Source organism: Pseudomonas brassicacearum, from assembly GCF_003732225.1.
GTDB lineage: Bacteria > Pseudomonadota > Gammaproteobacteria > Pseudomonadales > Pseudomonadaceae > Aquipseudomonas > Aquipseudomonas brassicacearum_E.
The window spans coordinates 375,370-391,528 of the sequence record NZ_MOBJ01000009.1 but is presented as its reverse complement, the minus strand read 5'-3'; the positions used below and the strand labels follow the sequence as shown (position 1 = coordinate 391,528).

Below are 16,159 nucleotides of genomic sequence, written 5' to 3'. Positions count from 1 at the left end.
TAGAGAATCATGAAGTATATTTTTGACATCGTGCATGGCTTCTTCACCCAGCTTCGCAGCCTGGTGATGATCTTCGGCCATGCCTTTCGCAAGCGCGACACGCTGCAATATCCGGAAGAGGCGGTGTACCTGCCGCCGCGCTTTCGTGGGCGTATCGTCCTGACCCGCGACCCCGACGGTGAAGAGCGTTGTGTAGCCTGTAACCTGTGCGCCGTGGCGTGCCCGGTCGGTTGCATCTCGCTGCAGAAAGCTGAAACCGAAGACGGCCGCTGGTACCCGGAATTTTTCCGTATCAACTTCTCGCGCTGCATTTTCTGCGGCCTCTGCGAGGAAGCCTGCCCGACCACCGCGATCCAGCTGACACCGGATTTCGAAATGGCCGAGTTCAAGCGTCAGGACCTGGTTTACGAGAAAGAAGATCTGTTGATCTCCGGCCCCGGCAAAAACCCTGACTACAACTTCTATCGTGTTGCAGGTATGGCGATTGCCGGTAAGCCGAAAGGCGCTGCGCAAAATGAAGCCGAACCGATCAACGTGAAGAGCTTGCTGCCTTAAGGAAGAAAGATGGAATTCGCTTTCTATTTCGCGTCCGGAGTTGCCGTTGTGTCCACGCTTCGCGTGATCACCAACACCAACCCAGTGCACGCCCTGCTCTACCTGATTATTTCGCTGCTCGCCGTGGCGATGACCTTTTTCAGCCTCGGTGCACCCTTTGCCGGTGTTCTGGAAGTGATCGCCTACGCCGGCGCCATCATGGTGCTGTTCGTGTTCGTGGTGATGATGCTGAATCTGGGGCCCGCCTCGATTCAGCAAGAGCGCGTCTGGCTGAAGCCCGGTATCTGGGCGGGTCCGGTGGTACTGGCTGCGTTGCTGCTGGCTGAACTGCTGTATGTGCTGTTCAGCCATTCCAGCGGCACCGGCCTCGGCCACACCACCGTAGACGCCAAGGCCGTGGGCATCAGCCTGTTCGGTCCTTATCTGCTGGTGGTCGAACTCGCCTCGATGCTGCTGCTCGCCGCAGCCGTCACGGCGTTCCACTTGGGCCGCAACGAGGCGAAGGAGTAATTTTATGCCTGCTATCCCTCTTGAGCATGGCCTGGCGGTTGCCGGCATCCTGTTCTGCCTCGGTCTGGTTGGCCTGATGGTCCGCCGCAACATTCTTTTCGTGCTGATGAGCCTGGAGGTCATGATGAATGCCTCCGCACTGGCTTTCATCGTTGCCGGTAGCCGTTGGGGCCAGCCGGATGGACAGATCATGTTCATCCTGGTGATCAGCCTGGCAGCCGCCGAGGCCAGTATTGGCCTGGCGATTCTGTTGCAGCTGTATCGCCGCTTCCACACTCTCGATATCGACGCTGCCAGCGAGATGCGCGGATGAACCTTCTCTATCTGACTTTCGTATTCCCCCTGATCGGTTTCCTGCTGCTGTCGTTCTCACGCGGCCGCCTCTCGGAAAACCTCTCCGCCTTGATCGGCGTCGGTTCCATTGGCCTCTCGGCCATTGTCGCCACTTACGTGATCTGGCAGTTCAACGTCGCGCCGCCTGAAGGCGGTCACGTCACCCAGGTGTTGTGGCAGTGGATGTCGGTAGGCGATTTCAAGCCGAACTTCGCCCTGTACCTGGACGGCCTGTCCGTGACCATGCTCGGCGTGGTCGTCGGCGTGGGCTTCTTGATCCACCTGTTCGCGTCCTGGTACATGCGCGGTGAAGACGGTTACTCGCGCTTCTTCGCCTACACCAACCTGTTTATCGCCAGCATGCTGTTCCTGGTGCTGGGCGATAACCTGTTGTTCCTGTACTTCGGCTGGGAAGGCGTGGGCCTGTGCAGCTACCTGTTGATCGGTTTCTACTACAGCAACCGCAACAACGGTAACGCCGCGCTCAAAGCCTTCATCGTTACCCGTGTCGGCGACGTGTTCATGGCCATCGGCCTGTTCATCCTGTTCCAACAGCTGGGCACGCTGAACATCCAGGAACTGCTGGTCAAAGCACCCGAGCACTTCAAGGCCGGCGACTTCTGGATCGTCATGGCGACCCTGATGTTGCTGGGCGGCGCTGTCGGTAAATCCGCGCAACTGCCGCTGCAAACCTGGCTGGCGGATGCGATGGCCGGCCCTACCCCGGTTTCGGCACTGATCCACGCCGCAACCATGGTGACCGCTGGCGTCTACCTGATCGCCCGTACGCACGGTCTGTTTGCCTTGGCGCCAGACATCCTGCACCTGGTCGGCATCGTCGGCGGTGTGACCCTGGTGCTCGCCGGTTTCGCCGCCCTGGTCCAAACCGACATCAAACGTATCCTCGCCTACTCGACCATGAGCCAGATCGGCTACATGTTCCTGGCGCTGGGCGTGGGTGCCTGGGAAGGCGCGATCTTCCACCTGATGACTCACGCCTTCTTCAAGGCCCTGCTGTTCCTTGCTTCCGGCTCGGTGATCGTTGCCTGCCACCACGAACAGAACATCTTCAAGATGGGCGGCCTGTGGAAGAAACTGCCACTGGCCTACGCCAGCTTCATCGTCGGCGGTGCGGCCCTCGCGGCCCTGCCACTGGTGACCGCGGGTTTCTACTCGAAAGACGAAATCCTCTGGGAAGCCTTCGCCAGCGGTAACCACGGTCTGCTGTACGCAGGTCTGGTCGGTGCCTTCATGACGTCGCTGTACACCTTCCGCCTGATCTTCATCGCGTTCCATGGTGAAGTGAAGACCGAAGCCCACGCCGGCCACGGCATTGCTCACTGGTTGCCACTGTCGGTGCTGATCGTGCTGTCGACCGCCATTGGCGCGATGATCGTTCCGCCACTGCACGGTGTGCTGCCGGAAAGCGTTGGCCATGCCGGCGGCGAAGCCAAGCACAGCCTGGAACTCGCCTCGGGCGCTATCGCCCTGTCGGGTATCCTGCTGGCCGCGCTGCTGTTCCTCGGCAAGCGTCGTTTCGTCACCGCCATTGCCAACAGCGGCATCGGTCGTCTGCTGACTGCCTGGTGGTTCGCCGCCTGGGGCTTCGACTGGATCTACGACAAACTGTTCGTCAAGCCGTACCTGGCGATGAGCCACATGCTGCGCAAAGACCCGTTCGACCAAACCATCGGTTTGATCCCGCGTATGGCCAAAGGGGGTCACAACTCCCTGAGCCGTACCGAAACAGGTCAACTGCGTTGGTACGCCGCCTCGATGGCTGCTGGTGCCGTACTGGTTATCGGCGCTGTCGTGCTGGTAGCGGTCTGATATGAACCTTGCGAACTTGCGAAAGGAAACGAGCCCGTCATGATTCTGCCATGGCTAATCCTGATCCCCTTCATCGGCGGCCTGCTGTGCTGGATGGGTGAGCGCTTCGGCGCTACCCTCCCCCGCTGGATTGCGCTGTTGACCATGACCCTGGAACTCGCTCTCGGCCTCTGGCTGTGGGCCCACGGTAACTATTCATTTGCACCGGCGCCTGGCGCCGACCCGACCTGGGCGCTTGAGTTCAAGCATGTCTGGATCGAACGCTTCGGCATCAACGTGCACTTGGCCCTCGACGGCCTGTCGCTGTTGATGATCATGCTGACCGGTCTGCTGGGTGTCCTCTCGGTACTCTGCTCATGGAAAGAAATCCAGCGTCACGTTGGCTTCTTCCACCTGAACCTGATGTGGATCCTGGGCGGTGTCGTCGGCGTGTTCCTGGCCCTCGACCTGTTCATGTTCTTCTTCTTCTGGGAAATGATGCTGGTGCCGATGTACTTCCTCATCGCGCTCTGGGGTCACAGTTCTTCGGACGGCAAGAAAACCCGGATCTACGCAGCGACCAAGTTCTTCATCTTCACTCAGGCCAGCGGCCTGATCATGTTGGTGGCGATCCTGGGTCTGGTACTGGTCAACTTCAACAGCACGGGCGTGATTACCTTCAACTACGCCGACCTGTTGAAAACCAAGATGTCGCTGACCACCGAGTACGTCCTGATGCTTGGCTTCTTCATCGCCTTCGCGGTGAAGCTGCCGGTAGTGCCGTTCCACTCCTGGTTGCCGGATGCTCACGCACAGGCACCGACCGCGGGTTCCGTTGACCTGGCCGGTATTCTGCTGAAGACCGCTGCGTACGGTCTGCTGCGTTTCGCCCTGCCGTTGTTCCCGAACGCGTCGGCCGAGTTCGCGCCGTTCGCCATGGCCCTGGGCCTGGTCGGGATCTTCTACGGTGCGTTCCTGGCGTTCGCCCAGACCGACATCAAGCGTCTGGTCGCCTACTCCAGCGTTTCGCACATGGGCTTCGTGCTGATCGGTATCTACTCCGGCAGCCAGTTGGCGCTGCAAGGCGCCGTGATCCAGATGCTCGCGCACGGCTTGTCGGCAGCGGCACTCTTTATCCTCTGCGGCCAGCTCTACGAGCGCACCCACACTCGCGACATGCGTGAAATGGGTGGCCTGTGGTCGAAGATCGCCTACCTGCCAGCCGTCAGCCTGTTCTTCGCTGCGGCCTCGCTGGGCTTGCCGGTGACCGGTAACTTCGTCGGTGAGTTCCTGATTCTGATCGGCACCTTCGCCAGCGCGCCATGGGTCACCGTGATCGCGACCGCAGGCCTGGTGTTCGGTTCGGTCTACTCGCTGATCATGATTCACCGTGCCTACTTCGGCCCGTCCAAATCGGACGCCGTGCTGCACGGCATGGATACTCGCGAACTGATCATGGTGGTTGGACTGGCGGCACTGCTGATTTACATCGGCGTCTACCCGCAACCGTTCCTCGATACCTCTGCCGCGACGATGCATGGCGTGCAGCAATGGTTCGGTACCGCCTTCACTCAACTCGCTTCGGCCCGGTAAGAGCGCTATGGACTTTACGATTCAACACTTTATCGCGCTTGCGCCATTGTTGATCACCAGCGCCACGATCATCGTGGTGATGCTGGCGATCGCCTGGCGTCGCAACCACTCACAGACCTTCCTGCTGTCGGTGGCGGGTCTGAACCTGGCCTTGCTGTCGATCCTGCCAGCCCTGAAAGTCGCGCCTCTGGCCGTGACGCCATTGCTGCAGATCGACAGCTTTGCCTGTCTGTACATGGCGCTGATCCTGGTCGCCACCCTCGCTTGCGTCACCCTCGCCCACGCCTACCTCGGCGATGGCGGCACGGGTTACCCGGGCAACCGTGAAGAACTGTACCTGCTGATCCTGATGGCCGCCGCCGGTGGCCTGGTTCTGGTCAGCGCGCAGCACCTGGCCGGGTTGTTCGTCGGTCTGGAACTGCTCTCGGTGCCGGTCTACGGTCTGGTGGCCTATGCCTTCTTCAACAAGCGCTCACTGGAAGCCGGCATCAAGTACATGGTGCTGTCGGCAGCCGGTTCCGCGTTCCTGTTGTTCGGCATGGCCCTGCTCTACGCCGAAGCCGGCACCCTGAGCTTCAGCGGCATCGGTCAGGCCCTTACGGCCACCGGTCTGCCAAGCCCGCTGGCGCAAATGGGTCTGGGCATGATGCTGATCGGCCTGGCATTCAAACTGTCGCTGGTACCGTTCCACCTCTGGACGCCGGACGTCTACGAAGGTGCTCCGGCACCGGTTGCAGCGTTCCTGGCGACCGCCTCGAAAGTCGCCGTGTTCGCGGTGATGGTGCGTCTGTTCCAGATCTCGCCAGTGGCCAACAGCGGTGTGTTGAGCACCGTGCTGACCGTGATCGCGATTGCCTCGATCCTGTTCGGTAACCTGTTGGCGCTGACCCAGAGCAACCTCAAGCGTCTGCTGGGTTACTCGTCCATCGCGCACTTCGGTTACCTGTTGATCGCCCTGGTGGCGAGCAAGGGTCTGGCGATGGAAGCCATCGGTGTGTACCTGGTCACCTACGTGATCACCAGCCTCGGCGCTTTCGGCGTGATCACCCTGATGTCCTCGCCGTACAAAGGTCGTGACGCAGATGCGCTGTACGAGTACCGCGGCCTGTTCTGGCGTCGTCCGTACCTGACCGCTGTACTGACCGTGATGATGTTGTCGCTGGCCGGCATCCCGCTGACCGCAGGCTTTATCGGCAAGTTCTACATCATCGCGACCGGCGTCGAATCTCACCAATGGTGGCTGGTCGCTTCCCTGGTACTGGGCAGCGCCATCGGCGTCTTCTACTACCTGCGCGTCATGGTCACCCTGTACCTGATCGAGCCAAACCTGCGTCGCGTCGACGCCCAGCTGCACTGGGAACAAAAGGCAGGCGGCGTGATGCTGCTGGCCATCGCAGTACTGGCGTTCTTCCTCGGCCTGTACCCACAGCCGCTGCTGACACTGGTTCAGCAGACTGGCCTGGCGGGTTGATCGCTTAAGCAACACGCAGCAGAAAACACAAACGGCACCTTCGGGTGCCGTTTTTGCGTTTGGGCTGGAGAAATCTGGTATCTGGGATGGCCCCATCGCGAGCAAGCTCGCTCCCACAGTTAATCACAGGCATGCACAAATAGTGTGCTGACAGTAGATCCCCTGTGGGAGCGAGCTTGCTCGCGATGGCGTCAGCCCGGACGCTGCTGCACTTGCGTCCTGCTCATAAACAAAAACCCGCACAAGGCGGGTTTTTGTTTATGAGCAGACGCTGGCTTTAGTCAGCCAGACGCCACGTCGTGCCGCCCTTGCCGTCTTCCAGCACCACGCCCATGGCGGTGAGCTGGTCGCGGATGCGGTCCGATTCGGCCCAGTCCTTGTTGGCACGGGCTGTCAGGCGAGCCTGAATCAGCGCATCGACTTCTGCCGCATCGACCCGGCCTTCAGCGCCGGCTTGCAGGAAGTCATCGGCTTCGAGCTGCAACACGCCGAGCACGCTGGCCAGTTCTTTCAGACGTGCCGCCAGACCTGCCGCCGCATTAAGATCGCTCTCACGCAGGCGGTTGATCTCGCGCACCATTTCGAACAACACCGCGCAAGCTTCCGGCGTGCCGAAGTCGTCGTTCATCACCTGGGTGAAACGCTCGACAAAGGCTTCGCCACCGGCGGCCGGAACCGTCGGCAGGCCTTTCAATGCGTGGTAGAAACGCTCCAGAGCGCCTTTGGCGTCCTTGAGGTTATCTTCCGAGTAGTTGATCGCGCTGCGGTAATGGCTCGACACCAGCAGGTAACGCACGACTTCCGGGTGGTACTTGTCGAGCACATCGCGAATGGTGAAGAAGTTGTTCAAGGACTTGGACATCTTCTCGCCATTGATGCGAATCATCCCGCAGTGCATCCACGCGTTGGCGTAGGTCTTGCCGGTGGCCGCTTCGCTCTGGGCGATTTCGTTTTCATGGTGCGGGAACTCGAGGTCGCTGCCGCCGCCATGAATATCGAAGGTCTCACCGAGGCAGCAGGTCGACATCACCGAGCACTCGATGTGCCAGCCCGGGCGCCCGGCGCCCCATGGCGATTCCCAGCTCGGCTCGCCCGGTTTGGCGGCTTTCCACAGCACGAAGTCCAGCGGGTCCTGTTTCGACTCGTCGACTTCGATCCGGGCGCCGATGCGCAGGTCTTCGATTTTCTTGCGCGACAGCTTGCCGTAACCCATGAACTTCGCGACGCGGTAGTACACGTCGCCGTTACCCGGTGCGTAGGCGTAGCCCTTGTCGATCAGGGTCTGGATCATCGCGTGCATGCCGGCGATGTGGCCGGTGGCGCGCGGTTCCATGTCCGGCTTGAGGATATTCAGGCGCGACTCGTCTTCGTGCATCGCCGCGATCATGCGCTCGGTCAACGCTTCGAACGACTCGCCGTTTTCACGGGCGCGATTGATGATCTTGTCGTCGATGTCGGTGATATTGCGCACGTAGGTCAGGTCATAACCGCTGAACCGCAACCAGCGGGTCACCAGGTCGAACGCGACCATGCTGCGGCCGTGGCCCAGGTGGCAGTAGTCGTACACGGTCATCCCGCAGACGTACATGCGCACCTTGTTGCCATCCAGCGGCTTGAAGACTTCTTTGCTCTTGGTGAGCGTGTTGTAGATCGTAAGCACGATTGTTCCTTGGCTCTAAATCACTGGCCCCACGAATCACGCAGGGTCACGGTGCGGTTGAATACCGGGTGACCGGGTTTCGAGTCCTTGATATCCGCGACGAAGTAACCTTCGCGCTCGAACTGGAAACGGTCTTCCGGCTGTGCATTGCCCAACGAAGGCTCGGCACGACAACCGGTAAGCACCTGCAGCGAATCAGGGTTGATGTTGTCCAGGAAACCGGCGCTGTCTTCAGCCTTCTCAGGGTTCGGCGAACGGAACAGGCGATCGTACAGACGCACTTCACACTCGACGCTGGCCGCCGCCGGCACCCAGTGAACCACGCCTTTGACCTTGCGGCCTTCAGGGTTCTTGCCGAGGGTGTCCGGGTCATACGAGCAACGCAGTTCGACGATGTTGCCATCGGCGTCCTTGATCGCTTCGTCGGCACGGATCACGTAGCTGCCACGCAGACGCACTTCACCGGCCGGCTCCAGGCGCTTGTAGCCCTTTGGCGGCTCTTCCATGAAGTCTTCACGGTCGATGTAGATCTCACGGGCGAATGGCAGAACCCGCACGCCCATGTCTTCTTTCGGGTGGCATGGCAGTTCGAGGTTCTCGACCTGACCTTCCGGGTAGTTGGTGATCACGACTTTCAGCGGACGCAGTACGCACATGGCACGTGGGGCGCTATGGTCGAGGTCGTCACGGATGCTGAATTCGAGCATGCCGAAGTCGACGACGCCGTCGGAACGGTTGGTGCCGATCATTTCGCAGAAGTTGCGGATCGATTTCGGCGTGTAGCCACGGCGGCGGAAGCCCGACAGCGTGGACATGCGCGGATCGTCCCAGCCATTGACGTGCTTTTCATCGACCAGTTGCTTGAGCTTGCGCTTGCTGGTGATGGTGTAGTTCAGGTTCAGACGAGAGAACTCGTACTGACGCGGGTGCGCCGGCACTGGCAGGTTGTCGAGGAACCAGTCGTACAGCGGACGATGGCCTTCGAATTCCAGGGTGCAGATCGAGTGGGTGATGCCTTCGATGGCGTCCGACTGACCGTGGGTGAAGTCGTAGTTCGGGTAGATGCACCACTTGTCACCGGTCTGGTGGTGGTGGGCGTGACGGATGCGATACAGGATCGGGTCGCGCAGGTTCATGTTCGGCGACGCCATGTCGATCTTGGCGCGCAGCACGCGCTCGCCATCCTTGAACTCGCCGGCCTTCATGCGGGCGAACAGATCCAGGTTCTCTTCGACGCTACGATCGCGGAACGGGCTGTTCTTGCCCGGCTCGGTCAGGCTGCCACGGTATGCCTTGGCTTGTTCAGGCGTCAGGTCGCAAACGTAGGCCTTGCCCGCCTTGATCAGCTCGACCGCCCACTCGTGCAACTGGTCGAAATACTGTGAGGCATAGCGCACTTCACCGGACCATTCGAAACCCAGCCACTTGACGTCGCTTTCGATAGCGTCGATGTATTCCTGGTCTTCCTTGGCCGGGTTGGTGTCGTCGAAACGCAGGTGCGTCACGCCACCGAACTCCTGGGCCAGCCCGAAGTTCACACAGATCGACTTGGCGTGACCGATGTGCAGGTAGCCGTTGGGCTCAGGCGGGAAACGGGTGACGATCTGCGTGTGCTTACCCGAGTCCAGGTCCGCCTGGATGATCGGGCGCAGGAAATTGACCGGCACGGCAGGGCCAGTCTTGGAATTCGAGGTAGGGTCGACAGTGGGCTTGCTCATAGGATCCTTGAACGTACAAGTGCGTGGCCGGAACAAAGGCCTGACAAAACAAAGCCGCTATCATAGCCGATGCGGTCAAGCGCCTGACAGAGCAGGCCCCAAAACTGCTGCTTTTAATCCACCGGATATGAAAAACAGCCTCGAAATTCGCAGCCATCACGCTAAACTGCGCACCTTGGCGTTTTTTTGCCAAACAGGTACGGGCTCGCACGCGTCTTGCAGCGCCCCGAAAGCCACGAATTCCTTGAATAGAGTACCCATCATGACTCAAGTCAAACTGACCACCAACCACGGCGACATCGTCCTGGAACTGAACGCCGAGAAAGCCCCGATCACCGTGGCCAACTTCATCGAGTACGTTAAAGCCGGTCACTACGAAAACACCGTTTTCCACCGTGTCATCGGCAACTTCATGATCCAGGGCGGCGGTTTCGAGCCAGGCATGAAGGAAAAGAAAGACAAGCGTCCAAGCATCCAGAACGAAGCTGACAACGGTCTTTCCAACGACAAGTACACCGTCGCCATGGCGCGCACCATGGAGCCGCATTCGGCTTCCGCGCAGTTCTTCATCAACGTCGCCGACAACAGCTTCCTCAACCACAGCGGCAAGAACGTTCAGGGCTGGGGTTATGCCGTGTTCGGTAAAGTGACCGCCGGCACCGACGTCGTCGACAAGATCAAAGGTGTTTCGACCACCATGAAGTCCGGCCACCAGGACGTACCAGCAGAAGACGTGATCATCGAGAAAGCCGAGATCATTGAGTGATATTGCTGATTTCAGATTTACATCTGGAAGAGGAGCGCCCGGACATTACCCGGGCGTTTCTGGATTTGCTCGCCACCCGCGCCCGCGCAGCGCAAGCGTTATACATTCTCGGCGACTTTTTCGAGGTGTGGATTGGCGACGACGCCATGACCCCCTTCCAACGCTCCATCTGCCAGGCCCTGCGCGAACTTAGCGACAGCGGCACGGCGATATTTCTGATGCACGGCAATCGCGACTTCCTGCTCGGCAAGGCCTTCTGCAAAGCAGCCGGCTGTACCCTGCTCAAGGACCCGAGTGTCGTGCAGATCCATGGTGAGCCGGTGCTGTTGATGCACGGCGACAGTCTATGTACCCGCGACGTGGGCTACATGAAACTGCGCCGCTACCTGCGCAATCCCATCAGCTTGTTCGTGCTGCGCCATCTGCCATTGCGCACCCGCCAAAAACTGGCGCGCAAACTGCGCAGCGAAAGCCACGCGCAAGTCCGGATGAAAGCCAATGACATCGTCGATGTGACCCCCGAGGAAATCCCGCGGATCATGCAGCGGTACGGGGTGAAAACCCTGGTCCACGGCCACACCCACCGCCCCGCCATCCACAAATTGCAGATTGGCGAGCAGGCGGCCAAACGCATTGTGCTGGGGGATTGGGATCGTCAGGGTTGGGCGTTGCAGGTGGATGAGCAGGGGTTTGCGCTTGCTCCATTTGATTTTGCCCCGCCACCGCAGCTGGCAGCGCCCGCTAACTGACAGCAAAACACAAAACCCTGTGGGAGCGAGCTTGCTCGCGATAGCGGATTCATATTCAACATCTTTGTTGACTGATCCACCGCCATCGCGAGCAAGCTCGCTCCCACATTGGCCGCGTTTCGCTACATCAATGTCCGGCCGCCTCCGGCCCCGCCTTCGCCGCAAACGGCGGCTTGGCCAGCCACACCAGCAGAATCAAGCCCATGAAGCCCCAGCCCAACAGCGTGAAGTAATCCACGGTGGACAGCATGTACGCCTGACTGGTCAGCACGTGATCGAGTTGCGCATACGCCGGATTCCCCGCCCCGCCCAGAGTATTCAGCGTGTCGCGGGTTGCCGGGTCGAAGGTGCTGAGGCTTTCGCTCAGGTAAGCGTGATGCTGATCGGCGCGACGGATCCAGATCCAGGTGGTCAGCGATGCCGCGAAGCTGCCGCCCAAGGTCCGCAGGAACGTCGCCAGGCCTGCTCCATCGGCGATTTGATGCGGTGGCAGGTCCGACATCAGAATGCTCAGGGTCGGCATGAAGAACAGCGCCACACCAATCCCCATAAACAGCTGCACCAGTGCCACGTGCTGGAAGTCCACCTCATTGGTGAACCCGGCGCGCATGAAGCAGCTCAAGCCAATCGCCAGGAACGCCAGCCCGGCCAGCAGCCGCAGGTCGAACTTGTGCGCGTACTTGCCGACAAACGGCGACATCAGCACCGGCAGAATACCGATCGGCGCCACCGCCAGCCCGGCCCAGGTTGCGGTGTAGCCCATCTGGGTCTGCAGCCACTGCGGCAGAATCAGGTTGATGCCAAAGAACCCGGCGTAACCCAGGACCAACACGATGGTGCCGATGCGGAAATTGCGATGGGCGAACAGCCGCAGGTTGACCACCGGGTGCTTGTCGGTCATTTCCCAGATCACGAAAACGGCCAGCGCGATCGCTGATATAGCCGCACCAATGATGATGAAATTCGACTCGAACCAGTCCAGGTCATTGCCCTTGTCGAGGATGATCTGCAACGCGCCGACACCAATGATCAATGTGATCAGGCCGACGTAATCCATAGGTTGGTAACTCGTCACCACCGGCCGCGCCTTGAGTTGCTGGCGCACGACCATTACCGCGAAAATCCCGATGGGCACGTTGATAAAGAAGATCCACGGCCAGCTATAACTGTCGGTAATCCAGCCGCCGAGAATGGGACCGGCTATCGGCGCCACCACCGTGACCATCGCCAGCAACGCCAAGGCCATGCCGCGCCTGGCCGGCGGATAGACCGCGATCAGCAAGGTCTGGGTCATCGGATACAAGGGACCTGCCACCAGCCCTTGAAGCACGCGAAAGCCGATCAACTCCGGCATCGAGGTGGAGATACCGCAAAGAAACGACGCCAGCACGAACAAAATCGTGGCCCAGAGAAACAGCTTCACCTCGCCGAAGCGCCGGCTCAGCCAACCAGTCAACGGCAGTGCGATGGCGTTGCTCACGGCGAACGAAGTGATGACCCAGGTGCCCTGCTCCGAACTCACGCCCAGGTTGCCGGAAATAGTCGGCAAGGCCACGTTGGCGATGGTGGTGTCGAGCACTTGCATGAAGGTCGCCAGCGACAGGCCAATGGTGCTGAGCACCAGGCTGGGCGGCTTGAAAGACGCATTATTGCTCATCGCGAATCCTTTGAAACGAGACAGTCGCTGCGACCGTTACGGCCGCAGCTGACGGATTGGCGAATCAGCGTTGAGCGGTTTTGCTCGCCACTGAACTGTTGTCGTGGATCAGGCGGGTGATCATCGCGTCGGCATCAGCCAACTGACGGTCATAGACATTGGTGCTGAACGAGGCCTTTTGCGGCGGCTGTTGCGCCAGCACCGGACCGCTCTGGTCGCGCAGGTTGACGTCGACCATCGTCGACAGGCCAACCCGCAATGGGTGCTCGGCCAGTTGCTCGGCGTTGATGTGAATCCGCACCGGCACCCGCTGAACGATCTTGATCCAGTTACCCGTGGCGTTTTGCGCAGGCAGCAAGGCAAACGCGCTGCCGGTCCCGGCACCGAGGCTGTCGATGGTGCCGCTGTATTTCACTGCGCCGCCGTAGAGATCGGCTTCGATGTCCACCGGCTGACCGATACGCATGTCACGCAGTTGGGTTTCCTTGAAGTTGGCGTCGATCCACAGTTGATCCAAAGGGATCACCGCCATCAGCGCAGTGCCCGGCTGAACCCGTTGGCCAAGCTGCACAGTGCGCTTGGCAACATAACCGGTGACCGGTGCAATCAGCGTGCTGCGGGCGTTGGTCAGGTAAGCCTGGCGCACTTGCGCGGCGGCAGCCTGCACATCCGGGTGGGACGACACCACGGTGTCATCGACCAGTGCATTGGTGGTGTTAAGTTGCTGCTGGGCGTTGGCCAGGGCGTTTTGCGCCGAGGTCAGGTCATCCCGAGCGTGGGACAGTTCTTCCTGCGAGATCGCCCCGCCGGCCGCCAGATTCTTCCGGCGATTGAAGTTGTCCTGAGCCTTTTGCACTTCGGCTTTCTGCGCGTTGACCTGGGCTTTCATGCCGTCGACGTTGCTGTACAGGCCGCGCACCTGACGCACGGTGCGGGCCAGATTGGCCTGGGCACTTTGCAGACCGACTTGCGCGTCGTTCGGGTCGAAGTTGACCAGCACCTGGCCTTCGTGAACCAGATCGCCGTCATCGGCACCGATACTGACAACGGTGCCGGTGACCAGCGGCGTGATTTCCACCACGTTGCCGTTGACGTAGGCATCGTCGGTGCTTTCGCTCCAACGTCCGTAGAGCTCGTGCCAGCCCCAGACACCGAGGCCGCCAAGAATCACCAGGATCGTCAGCACCAGCAGCATGAATTTACGTTTGCCTGGATTGCCCGTGTCTTCGGCGCTTTCAGGGGTTGAGTTGGTTTCGACAGTGGCCATGACAAGTACCTTGAATTATTGATTCAGCGTGGCAGGCGCTGGGGATGGAGTGGCCGCGGCCAGGGTGTCGGCTTGAAACCCGCCGCCCAGTGCCTGCATCAATTGAATCGACAGATCGATCTGCTCGGCATTCAGGTTCGCCAACTGACGCTGGGCCTGGAGCAATTGCTGCTCGATGCTGAGCACATCCAGGTAGTTACCGATTCCGGATCCGTAACGCTGGACCACCGTGTTGTAAGAATCCTGGGCAATGTCGGTAGCGTGTTGCTGCGCGCCGATCTGCCGCCCAATGTCACGCAACTGGGAAATCGTGTCGCTGACATCCCCCAACGCTTTCACCAGCGTCTTGTTGTACTGCGCGACAGCGAGGTCATAGTCGGCGTCCCGTGCATCGAGGTTGGCACGCAAGCGGCCGCCATCGAAGATCGGTAACGACACGGTGGGCATAATGTTGAAAAAGCGGCTCGCCGAGCCAAACATCGCGTCCCCCAACAACGACTCGGTACCGGCGGCCGCGCTCAGGTTGAGATTCGGGTAGAACTTTGTTTTACCGGCGTCGATGTTTTTGCTCGCCGCCTCGACCCGCCAGCGCGCAGCGATCAGGTCCGGGCGACGACCGAGCAACTCGGCCGGCAGCGTCGATGGCAACGCCACGGCGCTGGCCTGAAGGACTTTCGGCCGGGAAATTTCATTGCCGCGATCCGGGCCTTTTCCAAGCAACACGGCCAGAGCGATTTTCGCGCTCTGAAGGGTCTTTTCGGCGTCGATCAACGTGGCTTCGGAACTGGCTTCCAGGCTTTCGGTTTGCTGATACTGGTATTGGCTGTCGATGCCGGAGCTCAGCCGACGCTTGCTCAGATCGAGCATTTGCCGAGTGCGCTTGAGGTCATCATTAGCCAGGTCATTGACGATATGAGCCTGGCCCAGGTTGCTGTAGGCGCGGGCAACATCGGCCGACAAGGTCAGTTGCGCGGCTTGCTGATCGACTTCGGCAGCTCGGGCCTGGCCCAGCGCCGCTTCCCAGGTGGCACGCTGGCCGCCCCAGAGGTCGAAGGTGTAATTGAAGCTGGCGCCGATACTGCGCACCGTGGAGTAAGTGCCACCCACTCCGGTCGGATCCTTGTCGCGAGCCAACCGCGAGCGGCTGACGCTGGCGCTGGCATCGAGCGTCGGCATCCGCGCGGCGTCGGCCGCATAGGCGGCGGCGCTGGCCTGGTGGGCGCGAGCGTCGGCGATCTGCATGTCCGGGCTGTCGTGCAGGGCTTCGCGGATCAGACCGTCGAGCTGCGGGTCGCCAAGGCTTTTCCACCAGTCGCTCTTCGGCCAGGCCGCCGGCGACAGGGTGACGCCGTTGAGGGATTGCCCGGCCTTGAGGGTTTTCGCATCAAGGCTCACGCCCTGGGTGTTCAGGCCGCTGTAGCTGGCACATCCGGCCAGGCTCATGGCCACCAGCATCAGGCTGAGGCCGGTACGCAAGGTTTGACTGCTCATTTGTCACCTACCCGCAGCAAAGTGATCGAGTCACCGGCCGCCAGCAAAATTTTCTTCAGGATCTGCTCCAGGGTTTTCAACTCTTCCGGAGTGATGGCGCCTGCCAGTTCATTCATCGCCTCGGCACCGATATGCGGCAGACGGTCGGCCAGCGTCTGGCCCTCCTCGGTCAGCACCAGTTGCACCTGACGTCGGTCGCCTTCGGAGCGTTGGCGGACGAGAAACCCCTTCTGTTCCAGACGATCGAGCATGCGAGTCATCGAACCGCTGTCCAGCGACAGATGCCGACATAGCTCGGCCGGCGTGTCGACGCCGAACTGGGCCATGATGATCAGCACCTTGAACTGCGCGGCAGTGATGCCGTGAGGTTCCATGTGCGTGTCGATGATCCGGTCCTTGAGCAGCGCGGCGCGCCCGAGCAAAAGACCGAGGTGGCAATTCTGGAATTCGTCTGGAGTGAAATGTTTCATCTGACCACCCGTTAGCTGCCTAGGCAGGGAATGTATGTCCAGATGTTACTGCCTAGGCAGCGAATGTCAACGTAATAGTTAGGTGGCTTTGTAATCAGCTGATAAATGGT

14 protein-coding genes are annotated in these 16,159 nt (G+C 60.3%); 8 read left to right on the top strand and 6 right to left on the bottom strand.

The annotated features are described in order from the left end of the window. Positions 1 to 9 precede the first annotated feature (9 nt). Genes nuoI through nuoN form a run of 6 tightly spaced genes read left to right on the top strand, consistent with a single transcriptional unit; the run spans position 10 to position 6,271 of the window. Positions 10 to 555 (top strand): NADH-quinone oxidoreductase subunit NuoI, encoded by a 546-nt coding sequence (gene nuoI / locus BK659_RS15405; protein ID WP_218192018.1) that lies wholly within the window; start codon positions 10 to 12, stop codon positions 553 to 555. 9 nt (positions 556 to 564) lie between these two features. After that, entirely contained in the window at positions 565 to 1,065 is a 501-nt protein-coding gene (gene nuoJ, locus BK659_RS15400) for an NADH-quinone oxidoreductase subunit J (RefSeq protein ID WP_123425879.1), read from the top strand. Between the two features lie 4 nt (positions 1,066 to 1,069). Further along, positions 1,070 to 1,378, top strand: a complete 309-nt coding sequence (gene nuoK / locus BK659_RS15395; protein ID WP_007905077.1) for an NADH-quinone oxidoreductase subunit NuoK — start codon at positions 1,070 to 1,072, stop codon at positions 1,376 to 1,378. Beyond that, complete coding sequence (gene nuoL, locus BK659_RS15390; RefSeq protein ID WP_123425878.1) at positions 1,375 to 3,228, top strand: NADH-quinone oxidoreductase subunit L; 1,854 nt, start codon at positions 1,375 to 1,377, stop codon at positions 3,226 to 3,228. Before nuoK ends, nuoL begins: the two co-directional genes overlap by 4 nt. Positions 3,229 to 3,267: 39 nt before the next feature. Beyond that, a complete protein-coding gene (gene nuoM / locus BK659_RS15385; RefSeq protein WP_123425877.1) occupies positions 3,268 to 4,800 on the top strand; it encodes an NADH-quinone oxidoreductase subunit M in 1,533 nt (510 codons plus the stop codon). 7 nt (positions 4,801 to 4,807) lie between these two features. Further along, positions 4,808 to 6,271 (top strand): NADH-quinone oxidoreductase subunit NuoN, encoded by a 1,464-nt coding sequence (gene nuoN / locus BK659_RS15380; RefSeq protein ID WP_123425876.1) that lies wholly within the window; start codon positions 4,808 to 4,810, stop codon positions 6,269 to 6,271. A 277-nt stretch (positions 6,272 to 6,548) separates the two neighbouring features. Here nuoN and cysS read toward each other — a convergent pair whose 3' ends face one another. Beyond that, complete coding sequence (gene cysS, locus BK659_RS15375) at positions 6,549 to 7,931, bottom strand: cysteine--tRNA ligase (protein WP_123425875.1); 1,383 nt, start codon at positions 7,929 to 7,931, stop codon at positions 6,549 to 6,551. A 20-nt stretch (positions 7,932 to 7,951) separates the two neighbouring features. Beyond that, the gene (locus BK659_RS15370; protein WP_123425874.1) at positions 7,952 to 9,649 is read right to left on the bottom strand and encodes a glutamine--tRNA ligase/YqeY domain fusion protein; all 1,698 of its coding nucleotides are present in this window, start codon (positions 9,647 to 9,649) and stop codon (positions 7,952 to 7,954) included. A 262-nt stretch (positions 9,650 to 9,911) separates the two neighbouring features. On the opposite strand from BK659_RS15370, the gene BK659_RS15365 reads away from it, so the two are divergent. Next, positions 9,912 to 10,415 (top strand): peptidylprolyl isomerase, encoded by a 504-nt coding sequence (locus BK659_RS15365; protein ID WP_123425873.1) that lies wholly within the window; start codon positions 9,912 to 9,914, stop codon positions 10,413 to 10,415. After that, entirely contained in the window at positions 10,412 to 11,164 is a 753-nt protein-coding gene (lpxH, locus tag BK659_RS15360) for a UDP-2,3-diacylglucosamine diphosphatase (RefSeq protein ID WP_123425872.1), read from the top strand. Before BK659_RS15365 ends, lpxH begins: the two co-directional genes overlap by 4 nt. A 127-nt stretch (positions 11,165 to 11,291) precedes the next feature. Here the strand turns inward: lpxH and BK659_RS15350 are convergent, their stop codons facing one another. The 4 genes from BK659_RS15350 to BK659_RS15335 all read right to left on the bottom strand — a co-directional run bounded on the left by BK659_RS15350 (position 11,292) and on the right by BK659_RS15335 (position 16,049). Next, on the bottom strand, positions 11,292 to 12,821 hold the full coding sequence (locus tag BK659_RS15350; RefSeq protein ID WP_123425871.1) for a DHA2 family efflux MFS transporter permease subunit: 1,530 nt from the start codon (positions 12,819 to 12,821) through the stop codon (positions 11,292 to 11,294). Positions 12,822 to 12,885: 64 nt separating this feature from the next. After that, on the bottom strand, positions 12,886 to 14,088 hold the full coding sequence (locus tag BK659_RS15345; protein WP_123425870.1) for an HlyD/EmrA/EmrK family protein: 1,203 nt from the start codon (positions 14,086 to 14,088) through the stop codon (positions 12,886 to 12,888). A gap of 15 nt (positions 14,089 to 14,103) precedes the next feature. Beyond that, the gene (locus BK659_RS15340; protein ID WP_123425869.1) at positions 14,104 to 15,579 is read right to left on the bottom strand and encodes an efflux transporter outer membrane subunit; all 1,476 of its coding nucleotides are present in this window, start codon (positions 15,577 to 15,579) and stop codon (positions 14,104 to 14,106) included. Then, positions 15,576 to 16,049 carry a MarR family winged helix-turn-helix transcriptional regulator gene (locus BK659_RS15335; protein WP_123425868.1) on the bottom strand — a complete coding sequence of 158 codons (474 nt, stop codon included), beginning with the start codon at positions 16,047 to 16,049 and terminating at the stop codon, positions 15,576 to 15,578. Before BK659_RS15335 ends, BK659_RS15340 begins: the two co-directional genes overlap by 4 nt. Between the last annotated feature and the right edge of the window lie 110 nt (positions 16,050 to 16,159).

Coding starts and splice junctions, on each gene's coding strand:
- nuoI (WP_218192018.1), top strand. CDS start 10: ATGAAGTATATTTTTGACATCGTGCATGGCTTCTTCACCCAGCTTCGC.
- nuoJ (WP_123425879.1), top strand. CDS start 565: ATGGAATTCGCTTTCTATTTCGCGTCCGGAGTTGCCGTTGTGTCCACG.
- nuoK (WP_007905077.1), top strand. CDS start 1,070: ATGCCTGCTATCCCTCTTGAGCATGGCCTGGCGGTTGCCGGCATCCTG.
- nuoL (WP_123425878.1), top strand. CDS start 1,375: ATGAACCTTCTCTATCTGACTTTCGTATTCCCCCTGATCGGTTTCCTG.
- nuoM (WP_123425877.1), top strand. CDS start 3,268: ATGATTCTGCCATGGCTAATCCTGATCCCCTTCATCGGCGGCCTGCTG.
- nuoN (WP_123425876.1), top strand. CDS start 4,808: ATGGACTTTACGATTCAACACTTTATCGCGCTTGCGCCATTGTTGATC.
- BK659_RS15370 (WP_123425874.1), bottom strand. CDS start 9,649: ATGAGCAAGCCCACTGTCGACCCTACCTCGAATTCCAAGACTGGCCCT.
- BK659_RS15365 (WP_123425873.1), top strand. CDS start 9,912: ATGACTCAAGTCAAACTGACCACCAACCACGGCGACATCGTCCTGGAA.
- BK659_RS15350 (WP_123425871.1), bottom strand. CDS start 12,821: ATGAGCAATAATGCGTCTTTCAAGCCGCCCAGCCTGGTGCTCAGCACC.
- BK659_RS15345 (WP_123425870.1), bottom strand. CDS start 14,088: ATGGCCACTGTCGAAACCAACTCAACCCCTGAAAGCGCCGAAGACACG.
- BK659_RS15340 (WP_123425869.1), bottom strand. CDS start 15,579: ATGAGCAGTCAAACCTTGCGTACCGGCCTCAGCCTGATGCTGGTGGCC.
- BK659_RS15335 (WP_123425868.1), bottom strand. CDS start 16,049: ATGAAACATTTCACTCCAGACGAATTCCAGAATTGCCACCTCGGTCTT.